Origin of the sequence: Streptomyces azureus, assembly GCF_001270025.1 — a bacterium.
In the GTDB taxonomy this organism is placed as follows: Bacteria; Actinomycetota; Actinomycetes; order Streptomycetales; family Streptomycetaceae; genus Streptomyces; species Streptomyces azureus.
The window spans coordinates 1-16740 of sequence record NZ_DF968375.1 but is presented as its reverse complement, the minus strand read 5'-3'; the positions used below and the strand labels follow the sequence as shown (position 1 = coordinate 16740).

Genomic DNA, 16740 nt, shown 5'->3' with positions numbered 1-16740 from the left:
GTGCTCTGGGGGTACCCCCTGCTCGAAGAGCTCGGGGGAGTGCCGGCCGGAAGCCCTCGTACTGGATGCACTCGGGCTTTCGTCCGGTGCGGCGAGAGGGCGTACCGGGCGTCGCGACGGGGCGAACGTTGCCTGCCGGGGCACTAGCCCGGGCACGGGCGAAGGCCGCACCCCACGTCCAAGGGTGCGGCCTCCGCGTACGCAACGACGGCGGTCAGGCCAACGTCACGGTGATGTTCCCGCGGGTCGCCTTCGAGTAGGGACACACGTCATGGGCCTTCTCGACGAGCGACCGCGCGGTGCCCCGGTCCACCTTGGGAATGTCGGCGGAGATCTCCACGATGATCCCGAACCCGTCCCCGTTCTTCCCGAGGCCGACCTTCGCGATAGGGGTCTCCCCTGCTCGAACGAAGTTGAGAGCTTGGGGAAGGTCGACCCGGTGAGGTCGGCCCCCTCCTGGCGGGCGACGACGCCGAGAGCGCCCTGGAAGCAGGCGCTGTAGCCGGCGGCGAACAGCTGCTCCGGGTTGGTCCCGGCGCCACTGCCGCCCAGCTCCTTCGGCGGGTTGACGACGACGTCGAGCTTGCCGTCGTCGGTGGCGACCCGCCCGTCGCGCCCGCCCTCGGCGGTGGCGACGGCGGTGTACAGGACGTCGGACTGCTGGATGGGCATGCGGTGGTGTTCCTTCCGTCGTCCGCCACGGCTCGCGCCCGGGCCGAGCAGATTCGGAAAAAACTTACCGCATGCCGGAAGGTGACAGAAGGCGTCAGAGCTTGACGATCATCTTCCCGGTGTTGTCACCGCGCAGCACGCCCAGGAACGCCTCGAGGTTGTTCTCGATGCCCTCGACGACGGTCTCCCGGTACTTCAGCTCACCGGAGGCGACCCAGGGGGCGACCTCGCGCACGAACTCCGGCTGAAGGTCGTAGTGGTCCCCGACCAGGAAGCCCTCGATACGGCCGCGGGTCTGGATCAGGCGGGCGAGGTTCCTCGGGCCCGGGGCGGGCTCGGTGTTGTTGTACACGGAGATCATCCCGCAGACGGCGATCCGCCCGCCCTCGTTGAGGGACCCGATGGCGGCCTCCAGGTGATCGCCGCCGACATTGTCGAAGTACACGTCGATCCCGTCGGGAGCGGCAGCGCGCAGCTGCTTGCTCACAGGACCGTCCTTGTAGTTGAAGGCGGCGTCGAAGCCGTACTCCTCGACGAGCACCTTCACCTTCTCCGCCGACCCGGCGGACCCGATGACCCGCGAGGCACCCTTCAGCCGGGCGATCTGCCCGACCTGGCCGCCCACGGCACCGGCGGCACCGGACACGAACACGGTGTCGCCCTCTTTGAAGGCGGCGGTGCGCAGCAGCCCCGCGTAGGCGGTCAGGCCGGTCATGCCCAGCACACCGAGGTACGTCGACAGCGGCGCGGCGTCCGGGTCCACCTTGACGGCGTTCTTCGCGGCCACGACAGCGTACTCGCGCCACCCGAGGAAGTGCAGCACGTGGTCGCCCACGGACAGCCCCTCCGCGTTGGAGGCCACGACCTCGCCGACGGCACCGCCCTGCATGACCTTGCCGAGCTCGAACGGGGCGACGTAGGACTTCGCGTCGCTCATACGGCCGCGCATGTACGGGTCCACGGAGAGGTACTTGTTCCGCACGAGGACCTGCCCCTCACCCGGCTGCGGAACCTCCGCCTCGACGAAGGCGAAGTCCTCGGGCTTCGGCCAGCCGACAGGGCGGCTGGCCAGGTGCCATTCGCGGCTGACGGCGGGGAGGGTGGGGGTGTCGGTCATGATTCGCCTTTCCTCGGTGACTCGAAGCAAATGTTTCAGTACCTGAAACACCATGCTCCTGAAAATTTCAGGTTGTCAAATAACCGGGTACCCTCGATTTCATGGCCTCCACCACATCCACCCCCCAGAACAGCCACCGCCCCGACCCGCTGACCCTTGAGGTCATGGAGCTCATCGGGGAGGTCGTGGCGCGGTTCCACCAGGACTACGAGGAGGCGGCGGCGGAGCATGCGCTGACCGGGGCGCAGGCGCGGCTGCTGAGTCTGCTGTGCCTTGAGCCGCTGCCGATGCGGAGACTTGCCCAGCGGTTGAAGTGCGAGCCGTCGAACGTCACGGGGATCGTGGACCGGCTGGAGGCGCGGGGGCTGGTGGAGCGGCGGCCGGATCCCGCGGACCGGAGGGTGAAGGTGGCGGCGGCGACGAGCGAGGGGCGGCGGGTGGCCCGGAGCCTGCGGGAGTCGCTGCGGTTCGCCCGGGAGCCGTTGGCCGGGCTTTCGGAGGGAGGGAGGGTGGCGCTGCGGGATGCGTTGCGGGCGATGGTGGGGTGAGGTCGGGGCGGTCCGGGGCGTTTCTCGGTACTGCGGATCGGCGCTGGGGCCGGGACGTTGCGCAGCTCGGCGCGACGAGATGCCGCTGCGCCCACCCCCAAGCTCTCGACTCCGCTCGAGCAGGGGCCCTCATCGCCCCAAGCGGCACGACTGCCCGCAGCTGAGCGGACACCCCCATCGTCGTCTCCCACGCGCTACGTGCACCACCACAGGAAACGGTTGCAGGTCTCCGAGGGGGACGGTTCCGGGTTCGCGGGTGCGGTCGTCGGGGCCGCGGTCCGGGTCGGGGCCGGGTCCGGCTGGGCGGCCGTCGGGGCCGGTGTCGTGCGAGCGAGGGGCGGGTCGGCCGAGGCCGGGTCGGAGGCCTTCGGCGTCTCGTCACCCTTCGCGTCCTCGGACTTGTCGGCCTTCGGGGACTTGGAAGGCGACGGTGAGTCAGATGCCCCGGGTGAAGGGGTCGCTGATACTCCATCAGCCCGGGCACCCTCGCCCGGACCGCCCGTCTCGCCCGCCTCCACCGACGCGTCGCCGTCCGCCGACTCACCCCCGGCCGCCGCCGGCTTCGGCGTCGACCCGGGCGAGTCCATGCCGAGCTCCGCGAGGCTCAGCCCACCCGCCGCCAGCACGAACCCCGCCGCGACGAACAGTGTCCGGCGCCGCCGACGGCGATGTGCCGCGGCCTTCCGGTCCCGCCGGCTCGTCCCGCCACCCGGGCCATCGGCGACCGGCCCGTTCCCGCGCCCACGCCGTCGAGCAGCCCGCCCCGACGGCTCACCGTCGTCTTCGTGTTCGCTGCCCGACCCGTCCGAGTGGTCGTGAACGCCCTCCGGGCCCTCGGGAACGGCCTCGTACCCGCCGTACTCCGGCTCACGCCAGCGCAGCGCATCGGCCGAGGTGCCACACCCGGGGCAGGCGAGCGCGCCGTTGAGGTGCCGTCGGCACGGGTCGCAGTAGTCCATGACGCGGGAAGATTAAGTTCCGCGCCGGTAACGTTCCTAGATCCAGCTGTGAAGGTTCTGTAGGGACACGCCGCCCCCGTGGTTTCGAAACTGTCGAAACCGTTATGCGCGCGACCCATTGACACTCACACCGCCCCGTCTTTACTGTCACGCCAGCATTTCGAACGTGTGCCGAAATCTCGAACACGTCGAACGGAATGACTGACGGAACTGAACCGACGAAGCTGCGAGGGACAACCGCCGTGCGCATCACCGGAATCAGCACACACGTGGTCGGGACGCCGTGGCGCAACCTGACGTACGTCCAGGTGCACACCGACGAGGGCATCACCGGAGTCGGCGAGACCCGGATGCTGGGACACACCGACGCCCTTCTCGGTTACCTGAAGGAGGCCGAGGCCAATCACATTCTCGGCTCCGACCCATTCGCTGTCGAGGACCTCGTCAAGCGGATGAAGTACGGCGACTACGGCCGCGCGGGCGAGATCGTGATGTCCGGTATCGCCGTGATCGAGATGGCCTGCTGGGACATCAAGGGCAAGGCCCTCGGCGTCCCCGTCTGGCAGCTGCTGGGCGGCAAGGTCACCGACAAGGTCAAGGCGTACGCCAACGGCTGGTACACCACCGAGCGCACCCCGGAGGCGTACCACAAGGCGGCCCAGGGGGTCATGGAGCGCGGCTACCGGGCGCTCAAGATCGACCCCTTCGGCACCGGCCACTTCGAGCTGGACCACAAGGAAACCCTGTACGCCGTCTCCCTGATCGAGGCGGTCCGGGACGCCATCGGCCCCGAGGCCGAGCTGATGCTGGAGATGCACGGCCGCTTCTCCCCCGCCACGGCCGTACGCCTGGCCAAGGAGCTCGCGCCGTTCAAGCCGGCGTGGCTGGAGGAGCCGGTTCCGCCGGAGAACCTCAAGGCCCTGGAGAAGGTCGCCGCCAAGGTCGACATGCCGGTCGCCACCGGCGAGCGCATCCACGACCGGATCGAGTTCCGCGAGCTGTTCGAGAGCCAGGCCGTGGACATCATCCAGCCGGACGTCGGCCATATCGGTGGAATCTGGGAGACCCGGAAGCTCGCGGCGACGGCCGAGACCCACTACATGCTGGTGGCTCCGCACAACGTCGGCGGCTCGGTCCTGACCGCCGCCTCGCTCCAGGTCGGCTTCACCTCCCCGAACTTCAAGATCCTTGAGCACTTCAACGACTTCGCGGACGCGGAGATCAAGAAGGTCGTCAAGGGCGCCCCGCAGGTGAACCCGGAGGACGGTTGCTTCCACCTCTCCGACGCCCCGGGTCTCGGCGTGGAGCTGGACGTCGACGCCGCCGCCGAGTTCCCGCAGCAGCAGGCCCGCTTCGACCTGTGGGCGGACGGCTGGGAGCAGCGCAAGCCCAAGGGCAGCCAGTGACCGTCCGGCCATCGAAAGCTTCGAAACTCCCAGGAGCGACGTGAGCACCGCCGTAGTGATCGACGCCCCGGGCGAGCACCGTCTCGTCCCGCACGAGCCCCGGCAGCCCGAGGCCGGCGAGGCACTCGTCCGTGTCCACGCCTCCGGCATCTGCGGCAGTGACCGCGAGGTCTACCAGGGCAACCGCCCCGAGGGCTACGTGCGCTACCCGCTCACCCCGGGCCACGAGTGGTCCGGGACGGTCGAGGCCGTGGGAGCCGGTGTCCCCGGGTCCCTCGTCGGCCGCAAGGTCGTCGGTGAGGGCTTCCGCAACTGCCAGGTCTGCGACCGCTGCCACGCGGGCGACACGACCCTGTGCACGGCCGGTTACGAGGAGACGGGGTTCACCCAGCCGGGTGCGATGGCGGCCACGCTGACGCTCCCGGCCCGCCTCCTGCACGCCCTCCCGGACGACTGCGACCTCACGGCCGCGGCCCTCCTGGAGCCCGCCGCGTGTATCGCGGCGGCCGCGCTGAAGGCGAACGCGCAGCCCGGCGAGCGCGTCGCCGTGGTCGGCACCGGCACGCTCGGCATGTTCGCCGTGCAGTTCCTGAAGGCGAACTCGCCGGCGGAGCTGCTGGTCGTCGGCACCCGCCGGGACCGTGAGGCGCTGTCGCGGCAGTACGGCGCGACGGACTTCCGGACGAAGGACCAGGAGCTCCCGGACGACTTCGACGTGGTGATCGAGACGGCCGGGTCCGCGGACGCCGCACAGATCTCCGCCGCCCTGCTCCGGCGCGGCGGCCGGCTGGTCCTGACCGGTATCCCGGCGCCGGGGGCCGACGGTCTGGACCCGACCGATCTCGTCGTACGGCAGCTGGAGGTGCACACCGTCTTCGGTGCTCCGCCGGACGCCTGGGCGCACACGGTGCGGGTGTTCGCCGCCGGTCTGCTCGACCCGCTGCCGCTGGTGACGCACGAGCTGCCGCTCGCCGAGTTCCCGCAGGCCATCGAGCTGGTGGGAGCCGGCGATCCGAAGGTGGGCAAGGTATTGCTCCGCCCCTAGACGTACGCCGGTACGGGGGCAACCTGACGGCTCCCGTACCGGCGTACACCCAGCCTTGCCGTAAGGCCCTGGCGTCACATTCCCGCCTGCCTGGCGGCGCCTGGCACGCACGCTCGCCGCGTTGCCGAACCGCCCGCGTGGCTCCGCCACGGGGGCGCTCCGGCGCCTTGCGATCGCACGCACCAGACACCGCCAGGCCCGCCCTCCGGGCGGACGACGGGAATGTGACGCCGGGACCTACCCAAAGCCGCGAACCTCGTCCGAAATACCGAACCAAAGGACATTCCTGTGACCGACGCTTCCGCCACGGCAGCCCGCAGGCCCGGTGAGCAGGTGCTCACCACGCTGGGCCTGAACGCGCCCGCCCTCGACCCCGCCGACGCCTCGCCGCACTCCTTCCCCGGCGGCGGCCGCTGGCGCACCGAGATCCCCTCGTGCGAGGGTCCCGAGGCGCTGGCGGTGGTCCTGAAGGAGGCCTCGCGGATGGACGTGCCGATCCACCGGATCAGCCAGGGCAGCGGCGTGTGGATGCTCTCCGACGCCGAGATCACCGAGATGGTCGAGGCGACCGGCGAGCGCGACATCGAGCTCTGCCTGTTCACCGGCCCGCGCGGCACGTGGGACATCGGTGGTTCGACACGCACCGACTCGCGGGGGGCCGGACTGCGCGCCCGCGGCCACGACGCCGTCGCCGGATGTGTCGAAGACGCCGTCCGGGCAACGGAGTTGGGCGTCAAGTGCCTGCTCGTCGCCGATGAGGGCGTGCTGTGGACGCTGCACCGGGCGAGAACCGCCGGCATCATCCCGGCCGACACGACCCTCAAGGTGAGCGCGCTCATCGGGCCGGTCAACCCGGCGGCGTACGCGGTGTACGAGCGGCTCGGCGCCGACTCCGTCAACGTGCCGAGCGATCTGACGCTCGATCACCTCACCGAGATCCGCAGGGTTTCGGGCGCTCCGATGGACATGTACATCGAGGCTCCCGACGACCTCGGCGGCTACGTCCGGATGTACGAGGTCGCCGAGCTCATCCGGCGCGGCGCACCGCTCTACCTGAAGTTCGGCCTGTCGAAGGCGCCCGGGATCTACCCCTACGGGCACCACATGCGGGAGCTGACCCTGGCCACGGCCAAGGAGCGCGTGCGGCGCGGGCGGCTCGCCCTGGATCTTCTGGCGCGCCACGGGGCCGACGGCGACATGGCGCCGCTCGGGTCGCGCATGCCGGGCGATCTACAACGGTTCGAAATCTCGTCATAACGTTCCGGATACTCGCCTTCACAAAAGAAGACACAGCCGACCACAATCCGACACATCTCTTCTCGGTCTTTCCGGCCCGACCCCCCGGAGCGACTAAGCGCCCCAGACCGAGCCCTGCACACACATCAAGGATGATGATCATGCGTAACCGCAGAGCCGCCCTCGCCGCCATAGCCGGAGCCGCGTCCCTCGCCCTGACCCTGTCCGCCTGCGGGCAGAACAGCGAGGGTGGCAGCGAGGAGAGCGGGGACAGCGCCAAGGGCGGCACCATCGGCATCGCGATGCCGACCAAGTCCTCCGAGCGCTGGATCGCCGACGGCAACAACGTCAAGAAGGACCTGGAGTCCAAGGGCTACAAGACCCAGCTGGTCTACGGCGAGGACGACCCGGACCAGCAGGTCTCACAGGTCGAGAACCTGATCACGCAGGGTGTCAAGGCGCTGATCATCGCGGCCATCGACAACAAGTCGATGAACAACGTGCTCCAGCAGGCCAAGGACGCCAACATCCCGGTCATCTCCTACGACCGCCTGATCCTCGGCACGAAGAACGTCGACTACTACGCGTCGTTCGACAACGAGAAGGTCGGCGAGCTCCAGGGCAACTACATCGTCGAGAAGCTCGGCCTGAAGGACGGCTCCAAGAAGGGCCCCTTCAACATCGAGCTGTTCGCCGGCTCCAACGACGACAACAACACCCGCTACTTCTTCCAGGGCGCGATGAACGTCCTCCAGCCCTACATCAACAAGAAGCAGCTCGTCGTCCGCTCCAAGCAGACCAAGCTGAACCAGGTCACCACCCTGCGCTGGGACGGCGGCACCGCCCAGAAGCGCATGGACGACATCCTGACCTCGGCCTACAAGCGCGACCGGGTCGACGCGGTCCTCTCCCCCTACGACGGCATCTCCATCGGCATCCTCTCGGCGCTGAAGTCGGACGACTACGGCTCCAAGAGCAAGCCGCTGCCGATCGTCACCGGCCAGGACGCCGAGCTCGCCTCGGTGAAGTCGATCATCGCCGACCAGCAGTCGATGACCGTCTACAAGGACACCCGTCAGCTCGCCAAGGTCGCCTCGAACATGGTCGACGCGCTGCTGAACGACAAGAAGCCCGAGGTCAACGACACCAAGACCTACGACAACGGCTCGAAGGTCGTCCCGGCCTACCTGCTCGAGCCGGTCGCCGTCGACAAGACCAACTACCAGAAGGAAGTCGTCGACTCCGGCTACATCAAGGCAAGCGACCTCTAAAGACCGCCGGCACACTCTGATTGGAAGGCACGACCATGGCGGGACCCGTCCTGGAAATGCGCTCGATCGTCAAGACCTTTCCCGGCGTCAAGGCGCTGTCGGACGTCACGCTGACCGTCCAGCAGGGCGAGGTCCACGCCATCTGCGGGGAGAACGGCGCCGGTAAGTCGACCCTGATGAAGGTCCTCTCCGGCGTCCACCCGCACGGCACCTACGAGGGGGACATCCTCTTCGAGGGCGAGGTCTGCGAGTTCAAGGACATCCGGGCGAGCGAGCAGCGCGGCATCGTCATCATCCACCAGGAGCTGGCGCTTTCGCCGTACCTCTCCCTCGCGGAGAACATCTTCCTCGGCAACGAGCACGCCAAGGGCGGGTTCATCGACTGGAGGGAGACCCTGCGGCACGCCTCCGAGCTGCTGCGGCGGGTCGGGCTCAGCGACCACCCCGACACCCGCGTCGCCGACATCGGTGTGGGCAAGCAGCAGCTCGTGGAGATCGCCAAGGCCCTGTCGAAGAAGGTGAAGCTGCTCATCCTGGATGAGCCGACCGCGGCCCTGAACGACGAGGACAGCGACAAACTCCTGGATCTGATTCTGGAGTTGAAGAAGCAGGGCATCACCTCGATCATCATCTCCCACAAGCTCAACGAGATCCGCAAGGTCGCCGACTCGGTGACGATCCTCCGCGACGGCCAGACCATCGAGACCCTCGATGTGAAGGCCCCGGAGACCACCGAGGACCGGATCATCAGCGGCATGGTCGGCCGCGACCTGGAGAACCGCTTCCCGGAGCGGTCGCCGCACGAGCCCGAGGAGGGCGTGGCGCCCGCGCTGGAGATCCGGGGCTGGACCGTGTTCCACCCGATCGACCAGCAGCGCAAGGTCGTCGACGACGTGTCCCTGACGGTGCGGCGCGGCGAGATCGTCGGCATCGCGGGCCTGATGGGCGCCGGCCGCACCGAACTCGCGATGAGCGTCTTCGGGCGGACGTACGGCCGGTACGCGGGCGGCACTGTCCTCAAGGACGGCAAGGAGATCCGTACGAAGGCCGTCCCCGAGGCGGTCAAGCACGGGATCGCGTACGTCACCGAGGACCGCAAGCACTACGGCCTCAACCTCATCGACACCATCAACCGGAACATCTCGCTGACCGCCCTGAACAAGGTCGCCAAGCGCGGTGTGGTCGACGAGCACGAGGAGCGGCAGGTCGCCGAGGGCTTCCGCAAGTCCATGAACATCAAGGCGCCGACCGTCTTCGAGCCGGTGGGGAAGCTGTCCGGCGGCAACCAGCAGAAGGTCGTCCTCAGCAAGTGGATCTTCTCGGGTCCGGACGTGCTGATCCTGGACGAGCCGACGCGCGGGATCGACGTCGGTGCCAAGTACGAGATCTACACGGTCATCGACCAGCTGGCCGCCCAGGGCAAGGCGGTCGTCTTCATCTCCTCCGAGCTGCCCGAACTGCTCGGTATGTGCGACCGCATCTACACGATGGCCGCGGGGCGGCTGACCGGTGAGTTCTCGCGGGCCGAGGCCTCACAGGAATCGCTGATGCGTCAGATGACGAAGGACAAAGAGGTAACCCGATGAGCACGGACGTGACCGCCAAGACGCCGGCCCCCGCGCCGCCCGGCAAGGGTGGGGCGGCCACCGGCGACGGACTTCTGCAACTGGTGATGGACGGCATGCGCCGCAACATGCGGCAGTACGGCATGCTGATCGCGCTGGGCCTGATCGTGGTGCTGTTCGCCGTGTGGACCGACGGCGACCTGCTGCTGCCGCGCAACGTCTCCAACCTGGTCCTCCAGAACAGCTACATCCTGATCCTCGCGATCGGCATGATGCTGGTCATCATCGCGGGCCACATCGACCTGTCGGTCGGCTCGCTGACGGCGTTCGTCGGCTCGATGGCCGCCGTGTTCATGGTCAAACAGGACATTCCCTGGCCGCTCGCCGTGGTGCTCTGCCTGGCCGTGGGCGCGGTCGCGGGTGCCATCCAAGGGTTCTTCATCGCGTACGGCGGCATACCGTCGTTCATCGTGACCCTGGCGGGCATGCTGATCTTCCGCGGTCTGACCGAGATCTTCCTGGAGGGCCAGACCCTCGGCCCGTTCCCGGAGGGCCTCCAGAAGGCCGCCAACGGCTTCCTGCCCGAGGTCGGCCCGAACACCAACTACCACAACCTCACGCTGCTGCTGGGCTTCGCGATGATCGCCCTGGTGATCTTCCAGGAGGTCCGTGACCGCAAGCGGCAGCAGGAGTTCAACCTCGACGTCCCGCCCGCCAAGCTGTTCCTGCTGAAGCTGGTCGCGATCTCCGCCGCCGTGCTGACGCTGACCATGCTGCTGGCCAGCTACAAGGGCGCCCCGATCGTGCTGCTCGTCCTGGGCGTGCTGCTCGTCGGCTTCGGCTACGTGATGCGCAACGCCATCGTCGGCCGCCACATCTACGCGATCGGCGGCAACCTCCCGGCGGCCAAGCTGTCGGGTGTGAAGGACAAGAAGGTCACCTTCCTGGTCTTCCTGAACATGGGCATGCTCGCGGCCCTTGCGGGTCTGGTCTTCGCCGCCCGCTTCAACGCGGCCTCTCCCAAGGCCGGCCTCAACTTCGAGCTGGAGGCCATCGCGGCCTCGTTCATCGGCGGCGCGTCGATGAGCGGCGGTGTCGGCACCGTCCTCGGCGCGATCATCGGTGGCCTGGTCCTGGGCGTGCTGAACAACGGTATGAACCTCGTCGGCATCGGCACCGACTGGCAGCAGGTCATCAAGGGCCTGGTGCTCCTGGCGGCGGTCGGGTTCGACGTGTGGAACAAGCGCAAGGTCGGTTCGTAAGTCAGATCGGGGCCCCGCCGGAAGGCGGGGCCCTGTTCTTTCCCACGCAGTTTCCCAATGAAGCGGAGCCGCATATGGAACTGAACAGACGCACGGTCATCGCGGGAGCCGCGGCGGCGGGCATGGCCGCCACCACGCTCGGCGGCACGGCACACGCCACGGGAGGCAGGAAGCCGGTGAAGACGCTCTTCGGCAAGCTCGCCGACGGCACCAAGATCTACAGCTGGTCCCTGGAGAACGGGGGCACCCGCCTGAAGGTGCTCTCCTATGGCGGCATCGTCCAGTCGCTGGAGATCCCCGACCGCCGCGGCCGCTACGCCAACGTCTCCGCGGGCTTCGACAACATCGAGGACTACGTCGCCAAAAGCCCGTACTTCGGCGCGCTGATCGGCCGCTACGGCAACCGCATCGGCCAGGGCAAGTTCACCCTCGACGGCAAGAACTACCAGCTCTCCGTCAACGACGGCGAGCAGAGCCTGCACGGCGGCGCCAAGGGCTTCGACAAGCGCGTGTGGGACATCGAGCCGTTCACCAAGGGCTCCGACGTCGGCCTGCACCTGTACTACACGAGCGTCGACGGCGAGATGGGCTACCCGGGCACGCTCAAGACGAAGGTGACGTACACCCTCACCAAGCACGGCGACTGGCGCGTCGACTACGAGGCCACCACGGACAAGGCCACCGTCGTCAACCTCACCAGCCACGTCTACTTCAACCTGGCCGGCGAGGGCAGCGGCACGATCGAGGACCACGAGCTCCAGATCGCGGCCTCCCGCTACACGCCCACCGACTCGGGTCTGATCCCCACGGGCGAGCTGGCCAAGGTCGCGGGCACCCCCTTCGACTTCCGCAAGGCCAAGCCGATCGGCCGGGACATCCGCGTCTCCCACCCGCAGCTGGTGACCGCCAAGGGCTTCGACCACAACTGGGTCCTCGACAAGGGCATCACCGCCCGCCCCGAGCACATCGCCACCCTGCGTGACCCGGCCTCCGGCCGCACGATGAAGATCGCCACGAACGAGCCGGGCCTGCAGTTCTACTCCGGCAACTTCCTCGACGGCACGCTGACCGGCCCGTCCGGCCGCACCTACCGGCAGGGCGACGCGCTCTGCCTGGAGACGCAGCACTTCCCGGACTCGCCGAACAAGCCGTCGTTCCCGTCGACCGTGCTGCGGCCCGGGCAGACGTACCGCACGACGACGGTCCACACGTTCGGCTGCTGACAAGCCTTCACAGGTAGGGCACGAGTTCTGACCGGTTTCCTGACGGTTGAACAGTGTCACCGTGGTCTCCGTATCTAAGGGCGGCCCGCGCTCCCCCGCGCGGGCCGCCTTTAAACGCCGGGTCCGGCCGTCCCCAACGGGCCCGCCCTATACGGAGGTTCCATGGCCGACAACGTCACGTCGCTGTTCCGCAGCACCGCGGCGCACAGCCCGTCGATGGCGGCGTTGACACGTGAGGGCGGCGACGGCGCCGGGCCGGTGGACTTCTGCATCCCGTGCAACCCGTACTTCCCCACCCCGGCCATGTTCGACGACATGTCGGCCAGACTGCGCGACATCATCACCTACTACCCGAGCAGCGCCGACACCATCACGGCCGAGCTGTGCAGCCTGCTCCAGCTGCCGCCGCAGTGCGTGGCGATGGGCAACGGCTCCACCGAGCTCATCACCTGGATCGACCACCTGCTCGTCCGCGAGTCCCTCGCCATCCCCGTCCCCACCTTCGGCCGCTGGACCGACCAGCCCATGGAGACCGGCAAGCGGGTCGACATGTTCCCGCTCCAGGAGTCCAGCGGCTTCGCCCTCGACCTCGCACAGTACGCCGAGTTCATCCGCGCCCGGGGCACGCGCGTCGCCGTCATCTGCAATCCCAACAACCCCGACGGCGGCTTCCTGCACAAGCACGCCATCGTCCAGTTCATGGACGCGATGGCCGACCTCGACCTGATCGTCATCGACGAGTCGTTCCTGGAGTTCGCGGACGCCGAGGCCGAACCGTCCGTCGTCCAGGAGGCCATGCTGCGGCCCAATGTCATCGTGCTGCGCAGCCTCGGCAAGAACTTCGGCCTGCACGGCATCCGCTTCGGCTACCTGGTCGCCAACCCGGCGCTCGCCGGGCGCGTGCGTTCGATGCTCCCGAAGTGGAACCTCAACTCCTTCGCCGAGCATGTCGTCTTCATGCTCAAGGAGCACGGCGCCGAGTACGCGCAGAGCCTCCAGCAGGTGCGGCGCGACCGCCTCGACATGGCCAGTCAGCTCTCCTCCCTGCCCGGGCTCACGGTCTACCCGTCGCAGGGCAACTTCCTCTTCGTGCGCCTCCCCGTGGGCGCCGAGGGCACCGTGGTCCGGGACCGGATGCTCACCGAGCACCGGATCCTGGTTCGCGAGTGCGGCAACAAGATCGGTTCGTCCAGCCGCTTCCTGCGTCTCGTCGTGCGCCCCCAGGTGGACGTGCGTCGCCTGGTGTCCGGCCTGGAACAGGTGCTCTACGGGACGTCCAGGAGGGGAGCCGCCGTACCCGAGCTGGGCAACGGGACCAGCTACAGCTCGGGTACGGCGGCAGTGGACCGTCTGGTGAGCGAGACCAACGGATCCGGCATGCGGGGCCTTGCCGCTCAGGCCGTCGGTGCGGGTGGCCCGGGGCCGTCGGCCCCGGGCACCGGTACCGGCATGCCGCTCCCCGCTGCCGCGTCCGCCGTGCCGCCGGGGGCGGGCGGGATGCCGATGCCGGCAGCTGCGCAGGTCGGGCCGATGGGCCAGATGGGCCAGATGGGCCAGATGGGCCAGCAGCAGATGCCTCAGTCTGTGCCGCAGCCCGTCCCTCAGCCTGTGCCCCAGCCCGTGCCGCAGCCGGCGCCTCAGCCCATGGCCGCGCCGGCACCGCCGCTGGCACCTGTGGCGCAGGCGCCGGTCCCGAGACCAGCACCAGCACCAGCGCCGGTCCCTGCTCCGGCGCCGGCGCCCATGCCCACGCCTGTGCCGGCCGCTACCGGGCCCACCCCGCCGGGTGTCCCCGCCCGGGGTGGGCTGACCGCCGCGCAGGTCAGGGGGACGAACGGGTTGTCACCGGCGCCGGCTACCGGGTGGCCGGGGGCGCAGGCCTGGCCCAACGCGGCGGGGATGGGGCAGGCCGGGTAGCGCCTTCTCGCCGTAGGTGGTTTCCGTGCGCGGCGGGTGCGGGTCCGTTGTGGCTTGTCGCACCCACGCGGCGGAGCCGCAAATCAAGCACAGCCCCGCCCCCCGGGGACGTCGTACTAGGCCGGGTTCAACCTCCACTGCTGGCAAGCGTTGTTGAGCCACGACCACTGGCGTACGTCGGCGCTGTCCGCCGTCGAGCAGCCGGCCACGTCGGCCACCTTGCCGGTCGCCTTGTTGACGATGCGGACATAGCCGCCGTCCGTGGCGACGAACTGGAAGCGCTGGCAGGTGTTGTTCAGCCAGGACCACTGGCGTAGGTCGGCGCCGTCGGCGGTCGAGCAGTCGGCCGTGTCGAGGGCCTTGCCGGTGGCGACGTTCACCAGACGGTGGGTGTCGTCGCCCAGGTCCTCCAGGCGCCAGCGCTGGTCGGTCCCGCCGTTGCAGGTGTACTGCACGACGTTGGCGCCGTCGGCCGACGAGCTGCCGGCGACGTCCAGGCACTTGCCGCTGTTGCGGTTGGAGACGGTGTAGGTCGTGGAGGCGGACGCCGGTTCGCCGGACGGCCCGGGCATGCTCGCCCCGAGTCGGACGGGCGTTCCGAAGTTCGGGGTGCCATCGGAGTTCCAGGTGAACTTCTGGGCCCGGGTCGTACGGCCGTTGTCGCAGCCCTCGGAGGAGGAGTCGTTGGCGTGGTAGACGATCCAGTTCTCGCGGCCGTCCGGTGAGGTGAAGAAGCCGTTGTGGCCGGGTCCGTACACCCCGTTGGCGTCACTGCGCTGGAAGACGGGCGTGGACTTCTTCGTCCATGAGGAGGCGGACAGCGGGTTGGAGCCGGTCAGCTCCAGTTGCCCGAGTTTGTAGTCGGGCGTCCAGCAGCCGCTCGCCGAGTAGATCAGGAAGGTCCGGCCGCCGCGTTGCAGCACCTCCGCGCCCTCGTTGACGGTGCCGCCCTGCCGCTCCCATGCGTGCGTCGGCGTCGAGATCGTCGAGTAGGAGCCGCTGACGGTGTACGGGTTGGACATCGGCGCGATGACGAGGTTCTGCGTCCCGCCCGTGACCGCACTGCCCAGCATGTACAGCCGGCCGCCCACGTTCATCAGGCTCGGGTCCAGCATCCAGGAGGAGTTGAGCTGCCCCTTGTAGGTGTAGGGGCCCATGGGGTCGGACCCGGCGCTCTCCAGCACATGGCTGCGCTGCGTGGGGTTGTAGTCGGACACGTTCTGCCCGGCGACGTAGTACAGGTACCAGCGGCCGTTGACGAAGTGCAGCTCCGGTGCCCAGATGTTGCAGCACCGGGAGGCGGCGTCGCCCTTCCACACCTGGACGCTGGGCGCGGTGGAGAGCCCGGCGAGGGTGGCGGACTTGCGGATGGTGATGACGTCGGTCCAGCTCGTCGTCACCAGGTAGTAGTTGCCGTCGTGGTACGAGATCCAGGGGTCGGCTCCCTTGACGGACTTGACCGGGTTGGAGAAGGAGGCGGCGCTCGCGGAGGGCTGGCCGAGGCCGATCGCGAGCAGCAGGGCCGCCAGCAGGGTCAGTAGGCGACGGGCCATCCGCTGCTCCAGTTCAGGAGGTTGACGCCGAGCTTGGGGGTGCCGTTGGCGTTGCCGTCGTAGTAGTGGTAGACGATCAGGTCTCCGTCGGAGTCCTTGGTGATCGACTGCCCGCCCGGGCCGATGACGTTGCCGTGCGACTCGAGCACGGGCGTGCCGCCGTTCTTCATCAGGTCGACGCCGTTCTTGTCGCGGTACGGCCCGGTGATGCTGGAGGCGCGCCCGACCTTGACCTTGTACGTCGAACTCGTGCCGCTGCAGCAGGTGTCGTACGAGGCGAAGAGGTAGTAGTACCCGCCCCGCTTGACGATGAAGGGCGCCTCGACGGCCTTGGTCCCGGTCGGCCGGGAGGCGAGCGAGTAGCGCGTGGTGTTGCCGGCGAGCTGCTTCCCGGTGGACGGGTTGATCTGGATCATCTTGATCCCGGTCCACCAACTGCCGAAGGACAGCCACCACTTGCCGTCGTCGTTCACGAAGAGGTTCGGGTCGATGGCGTTGAAGTCGCTGGAGGAGTTCGACGTGTAGACGGTGCCCTGGTCGGTCCAGCTGCCCGGCTGGCCGGTGCTGGAGGTGGCCAGCCCGATGGCGGAGGTGTTCGAGCCGAACTTCGAGACGGAGTAGTACATCAGGTACTTGCCGCCGTGGTACGAGATGTCCGGCGCCCAGGCCTCCGGGACGGAGGAGTAGTTCCGCCACCAGCCGGGCCTGCTGGAGAAGGCGTCGCCGCCGTTCCGGAAGGCCGTGCGGTCGCCGGACGTCTTGCTGGCGATGCCGCCGCCGGTGGCGTAGAGCAGGTACTGGCCGGACGAGGTGCGGATCATCGACGGGTCGTGGGTGACGATGTCGCCGGTGACCCGGCCGGGGTTGGGGTACGCGGACGCCGCGCTCGGCATCAGGGCGAGCAGTGCGGCGGTGGGGAGGGCGAGCAGGGCGGTTCTTTTGCGCAGGATGGAGCGGCTCATACGG

Annotated in this window: 13 protein-coding genes and 1 pseudogene; 9 read left to right on the top strand and 5 right to left on the bottom strand. The window is 68.7% G+C overall.

Annotation, left to right across the window (positions count from 1 at the left end; translation table 11 throughout):
• Nucleotides 1-214: 214 nt before the first annotated feature.
• Nucleotides 215-672: pseudogene (locus AOQ53_RS30795) on the bottom strand (organic hydroperoxide resistance protein).
• Nucleotides 673-766: 94 nt separating this feature from the next.
• Entirely contained in the window at nt 767-1789 is a 1023-nt protein-coding gene (locus AOQ53_RS30790) for an NADP-dependent oxidoreductase (RefSeq protein ID WP_059422238.1), read from the bottom strand.
• 101 nt (nt 1790-1890) lie between these two features.
• Between AOQ53_RS30790 and AOQ53_RS30785 the strand changes: the two genes are divergently transcribed.
• The gene (locus tag AOQ53_RS30785) at nt 1891-2337 is read left to right on the top strand and encodes a MarR family winged helix-turn-helix transcriptional regulator (protein WP_059422237.1); all 447 of its coding nucleotides are present in this window, start codon (nt 1891-1893) and stop codon (nt 2335-2337) included.
• A 194-nt stretch (nt 2338-2531) separates the two neighbouring features.
• On the opposite strand, the gene AOQ53_RS44960 is transcribed toward AOQ53_RS30785, so the two are convergent.
• Nucleotides 2532-3296 carry an SCO2400 family protein gene (locus tag AOQ53_RS44960; protein WP_059422236.1) on the bottom strand — a complete coding sequence of 255 codons (765 nt, stop codon included), beginning with the start codon at nt 3294-3296 and terminating at the stop codon, nt 2532-2534.
• A 242-nt stretch (nt 3297-3538) separates the two neighbouring features.
• Here AOQ53_RS44960 and AOQ53_RS30775 point away from each other — a divergent pair, with 242 nt between their 5' ends.
• The 8 genes from AOQ53_RS30775 to AOQ53_RS30740 all read left to right on the top strand — a co-directional run bounded on the left by AOQ53_RS30775 (nt 3539) and on the right by AOQ53_RS30740 (nt 14221).
• On the top strand, nt 3539-4702 hold the full coding sequence (locus AOQ53_RS30775) for a mandelate racemase/muconate lactonizing enzyme family protein (RefSeq protein ID WP_059422234.1): 1164 nt from the start codon (nt 3539-3541) through the stop codon (nt 4700-4702).
• A gap of 40 nt (nt 4703-4742) precedes the next feature.
• Nucleotides 4743-5747, top strand: a complete 1005-nt coding sequence (locus AOQ53_RS30770) for a zinc-dependent alcohol dehydrogenase (RefSeq protein WP_059422233.1) — start codon at nt 4743-4745, stop codon at nt 5745-5747.
• Nucleotides 5748-6035: 288 nt separating this feature from the next.
• Nucleotides 6036-7004, top strand: a complete 969-nt coding sequence (locus AOQ53_RS30765) for a glycosyltransferase family protein (RefSeq protein ID WP_059422232.1) — start codon at nt 6036-6038, stop codon at nt 7002-7004.
• A gap of 140 nt (nt 7005-7144) precedes the next feature.
• Complete coding sequence (gene chvE / locus AOQ53_RS30760; RefSeq protein ID WP_408055206.1) at nt 7145-8254, top strand: multiple monosaccharide ABC transporter substrate-binding protein; 1110 nt, start codon at nt 7145-7147, stop codon at nt 8252-8254.
• 35 nt (nt 8255-8289) lie between these two features.
• Nucleotides 8290-9840: a multiple monosaccharide ABC transporter ATP-binding protein gene (mmsA, locus tag AOQ53_RS30755; protein ID WP_059422228.1), complete on the top strand. Its 1551-nt coding sequence runs from the start codon at nt 8290-8292 to the stop codon at nt 9838-9840.
• Entirely contained in the window at nt 9837-11081 is a 1245-nt protein-coding gene (gene mmsB / locus AOQ53_RS30750; protein ID WP_059422227.1) for a multiple monosaccharide ABC transporter permease, read from the top strand. The genes mmsA and mmsB overlap by 4 nt, the downstream gene beginning before the upstream one ends.
• Nucleotides 11082-11155: 74 nt before the next feature.
• Nucleotides 11156-12304: an aldose epimerase family protein gene (locus AOQ53_RS30745; protein ID WP_059422226.1), complete on the top strand. Its 1149-nt coding sequence runs from the start codon at nt 11156-11158 to the stop codon at nt 12302-12304.
• A gap of 162 nt (nt 12305-12466) precedes the next feature.
• Nucleotides 12467-14221 (top strand): pyridoxal phosphate-dependent aminotransferase, encoded by a 1755-nt coding sequence (locus tag AOQ53_RS30740; RefSeq protein ID WP_059422225.1) that lies wholly within the window; start codon nt 12467-12469, stop codon nt 14219-14221.
• A 116-nt stretch (nt 14222-14337) separates the two neighbouring features.
• On the opposite strand, the gene AOQ53_RS30735 is transcribed toward AOQ53_RS30740, so the two are convergent.
• Both AOQ53_RS30735 and AOQ53_RS30730 read right to left on the bottom strand, forming a co-directional pair.
• Entirely contained in the window at nt 14338-15774 is a 1437-nt protein-coding gene (locus tag AOQ53_RS30735) for a family 43 glycosylhydrolase (RefSeq protein ID WP_059422223.1), read from the bottom strand.
• Nucleotides 15756-16736 carry an arabinan endo-1,5-alpha-L-arabinosidase gene (locus AOQ53_RS30730; protein ID WP_174523375.1) on the bottom strand — a complete coding sequence of 327 codons (981 nt, stop codon included), beginning with the start codon at nt 16734-16736 and terminating at the stop codon, nt 15756-15758. The genes AOQ53_RS30735 and AOQ53_RS30730 overlap by 19 nt, the downstream gene beginning before the upstream one ends.
• Between the last annotated feature and the right edge of the window lie 4 nt (nt 16737-16740).

What these genes read in the sequence shown, in the direction of transcription:
- AOQ53_RS30735 (WP_059422223.1), bottom strand. Translation starts at nt 15,774, where the DNA reads ATGGCCCGTCGCCTACTGACCCTGCTGGCGGCCCTGCTGCTCGCGATC.
- AOQ53_RS44960 (WP_059422236.1), bottom strand. Translation starts at nt 3,296, where the DNA reads ATGGACTACTGCGACCCGTGCCGACGGCACCTCAACGGCGCGCTCGCC.
- mmsB (WP_059422227.1), top strand. Translation starts at nt 9,837, where the DNA reads ATGAGCACGGACGTGACCGCCAAGACGCCGGCCCCCGCGCCGCCCGGC.
- AOQ53_RS30740 (WP_059422225.1), top strand. Translation starts at nt 12,467, where the DNA reads ATGGCCGACAACGTCACGTCGCTGTTCCGCAGCACCGCGGCGCACAGC.
- chvE (WP_408055206.1), top strand. Translation starts at nt 7,145, where the DNA reads ATGCGTAACCGCAGAGCCGCCCTCGCCGCCATAGCCGGAGCCGCGTCC.
- mmsA (WP_059422228.1), top strand. Translation starts at nt 8,290, where the DNA reads ATGGCGGGACCCGTCCTGGAAATGCGCTCGATCGTCAAGACCTTTCCC.
- AOQ53_RS30730 (WP_174523375.1), bottom strand. Translation starts at nt 16,736, where the DNA reads ATGAGCCGCTCCATCCTGCGCAAAAGAACCGCCCTGCTCGCCCTCCCC.
- AOQ53_RS30785 (WP_059422237.1), top strand. Translation starts at nt 1,891, where the DNA reads ATGGCCTCCACCACATCCACCCCCCAGAACAGCCACCGCCCCGACCCG.
- AOQ53_RS30790 (WP_059422238.1), bottom strand. Translation starts at nt 1,789, where the DNA reads ATGACCGACACCCCCACCCTCCCCGCCGTCAGCCGCGAATGGCACCTG.
- AOQ53_RS30745 (WP_059422226.1), top strand. Translation starts at nt 11,156, where the DNA reads ATGGAACTGAACAGACGCACGGTCATCGCGGGAGCCGCGGCGGCGGGC.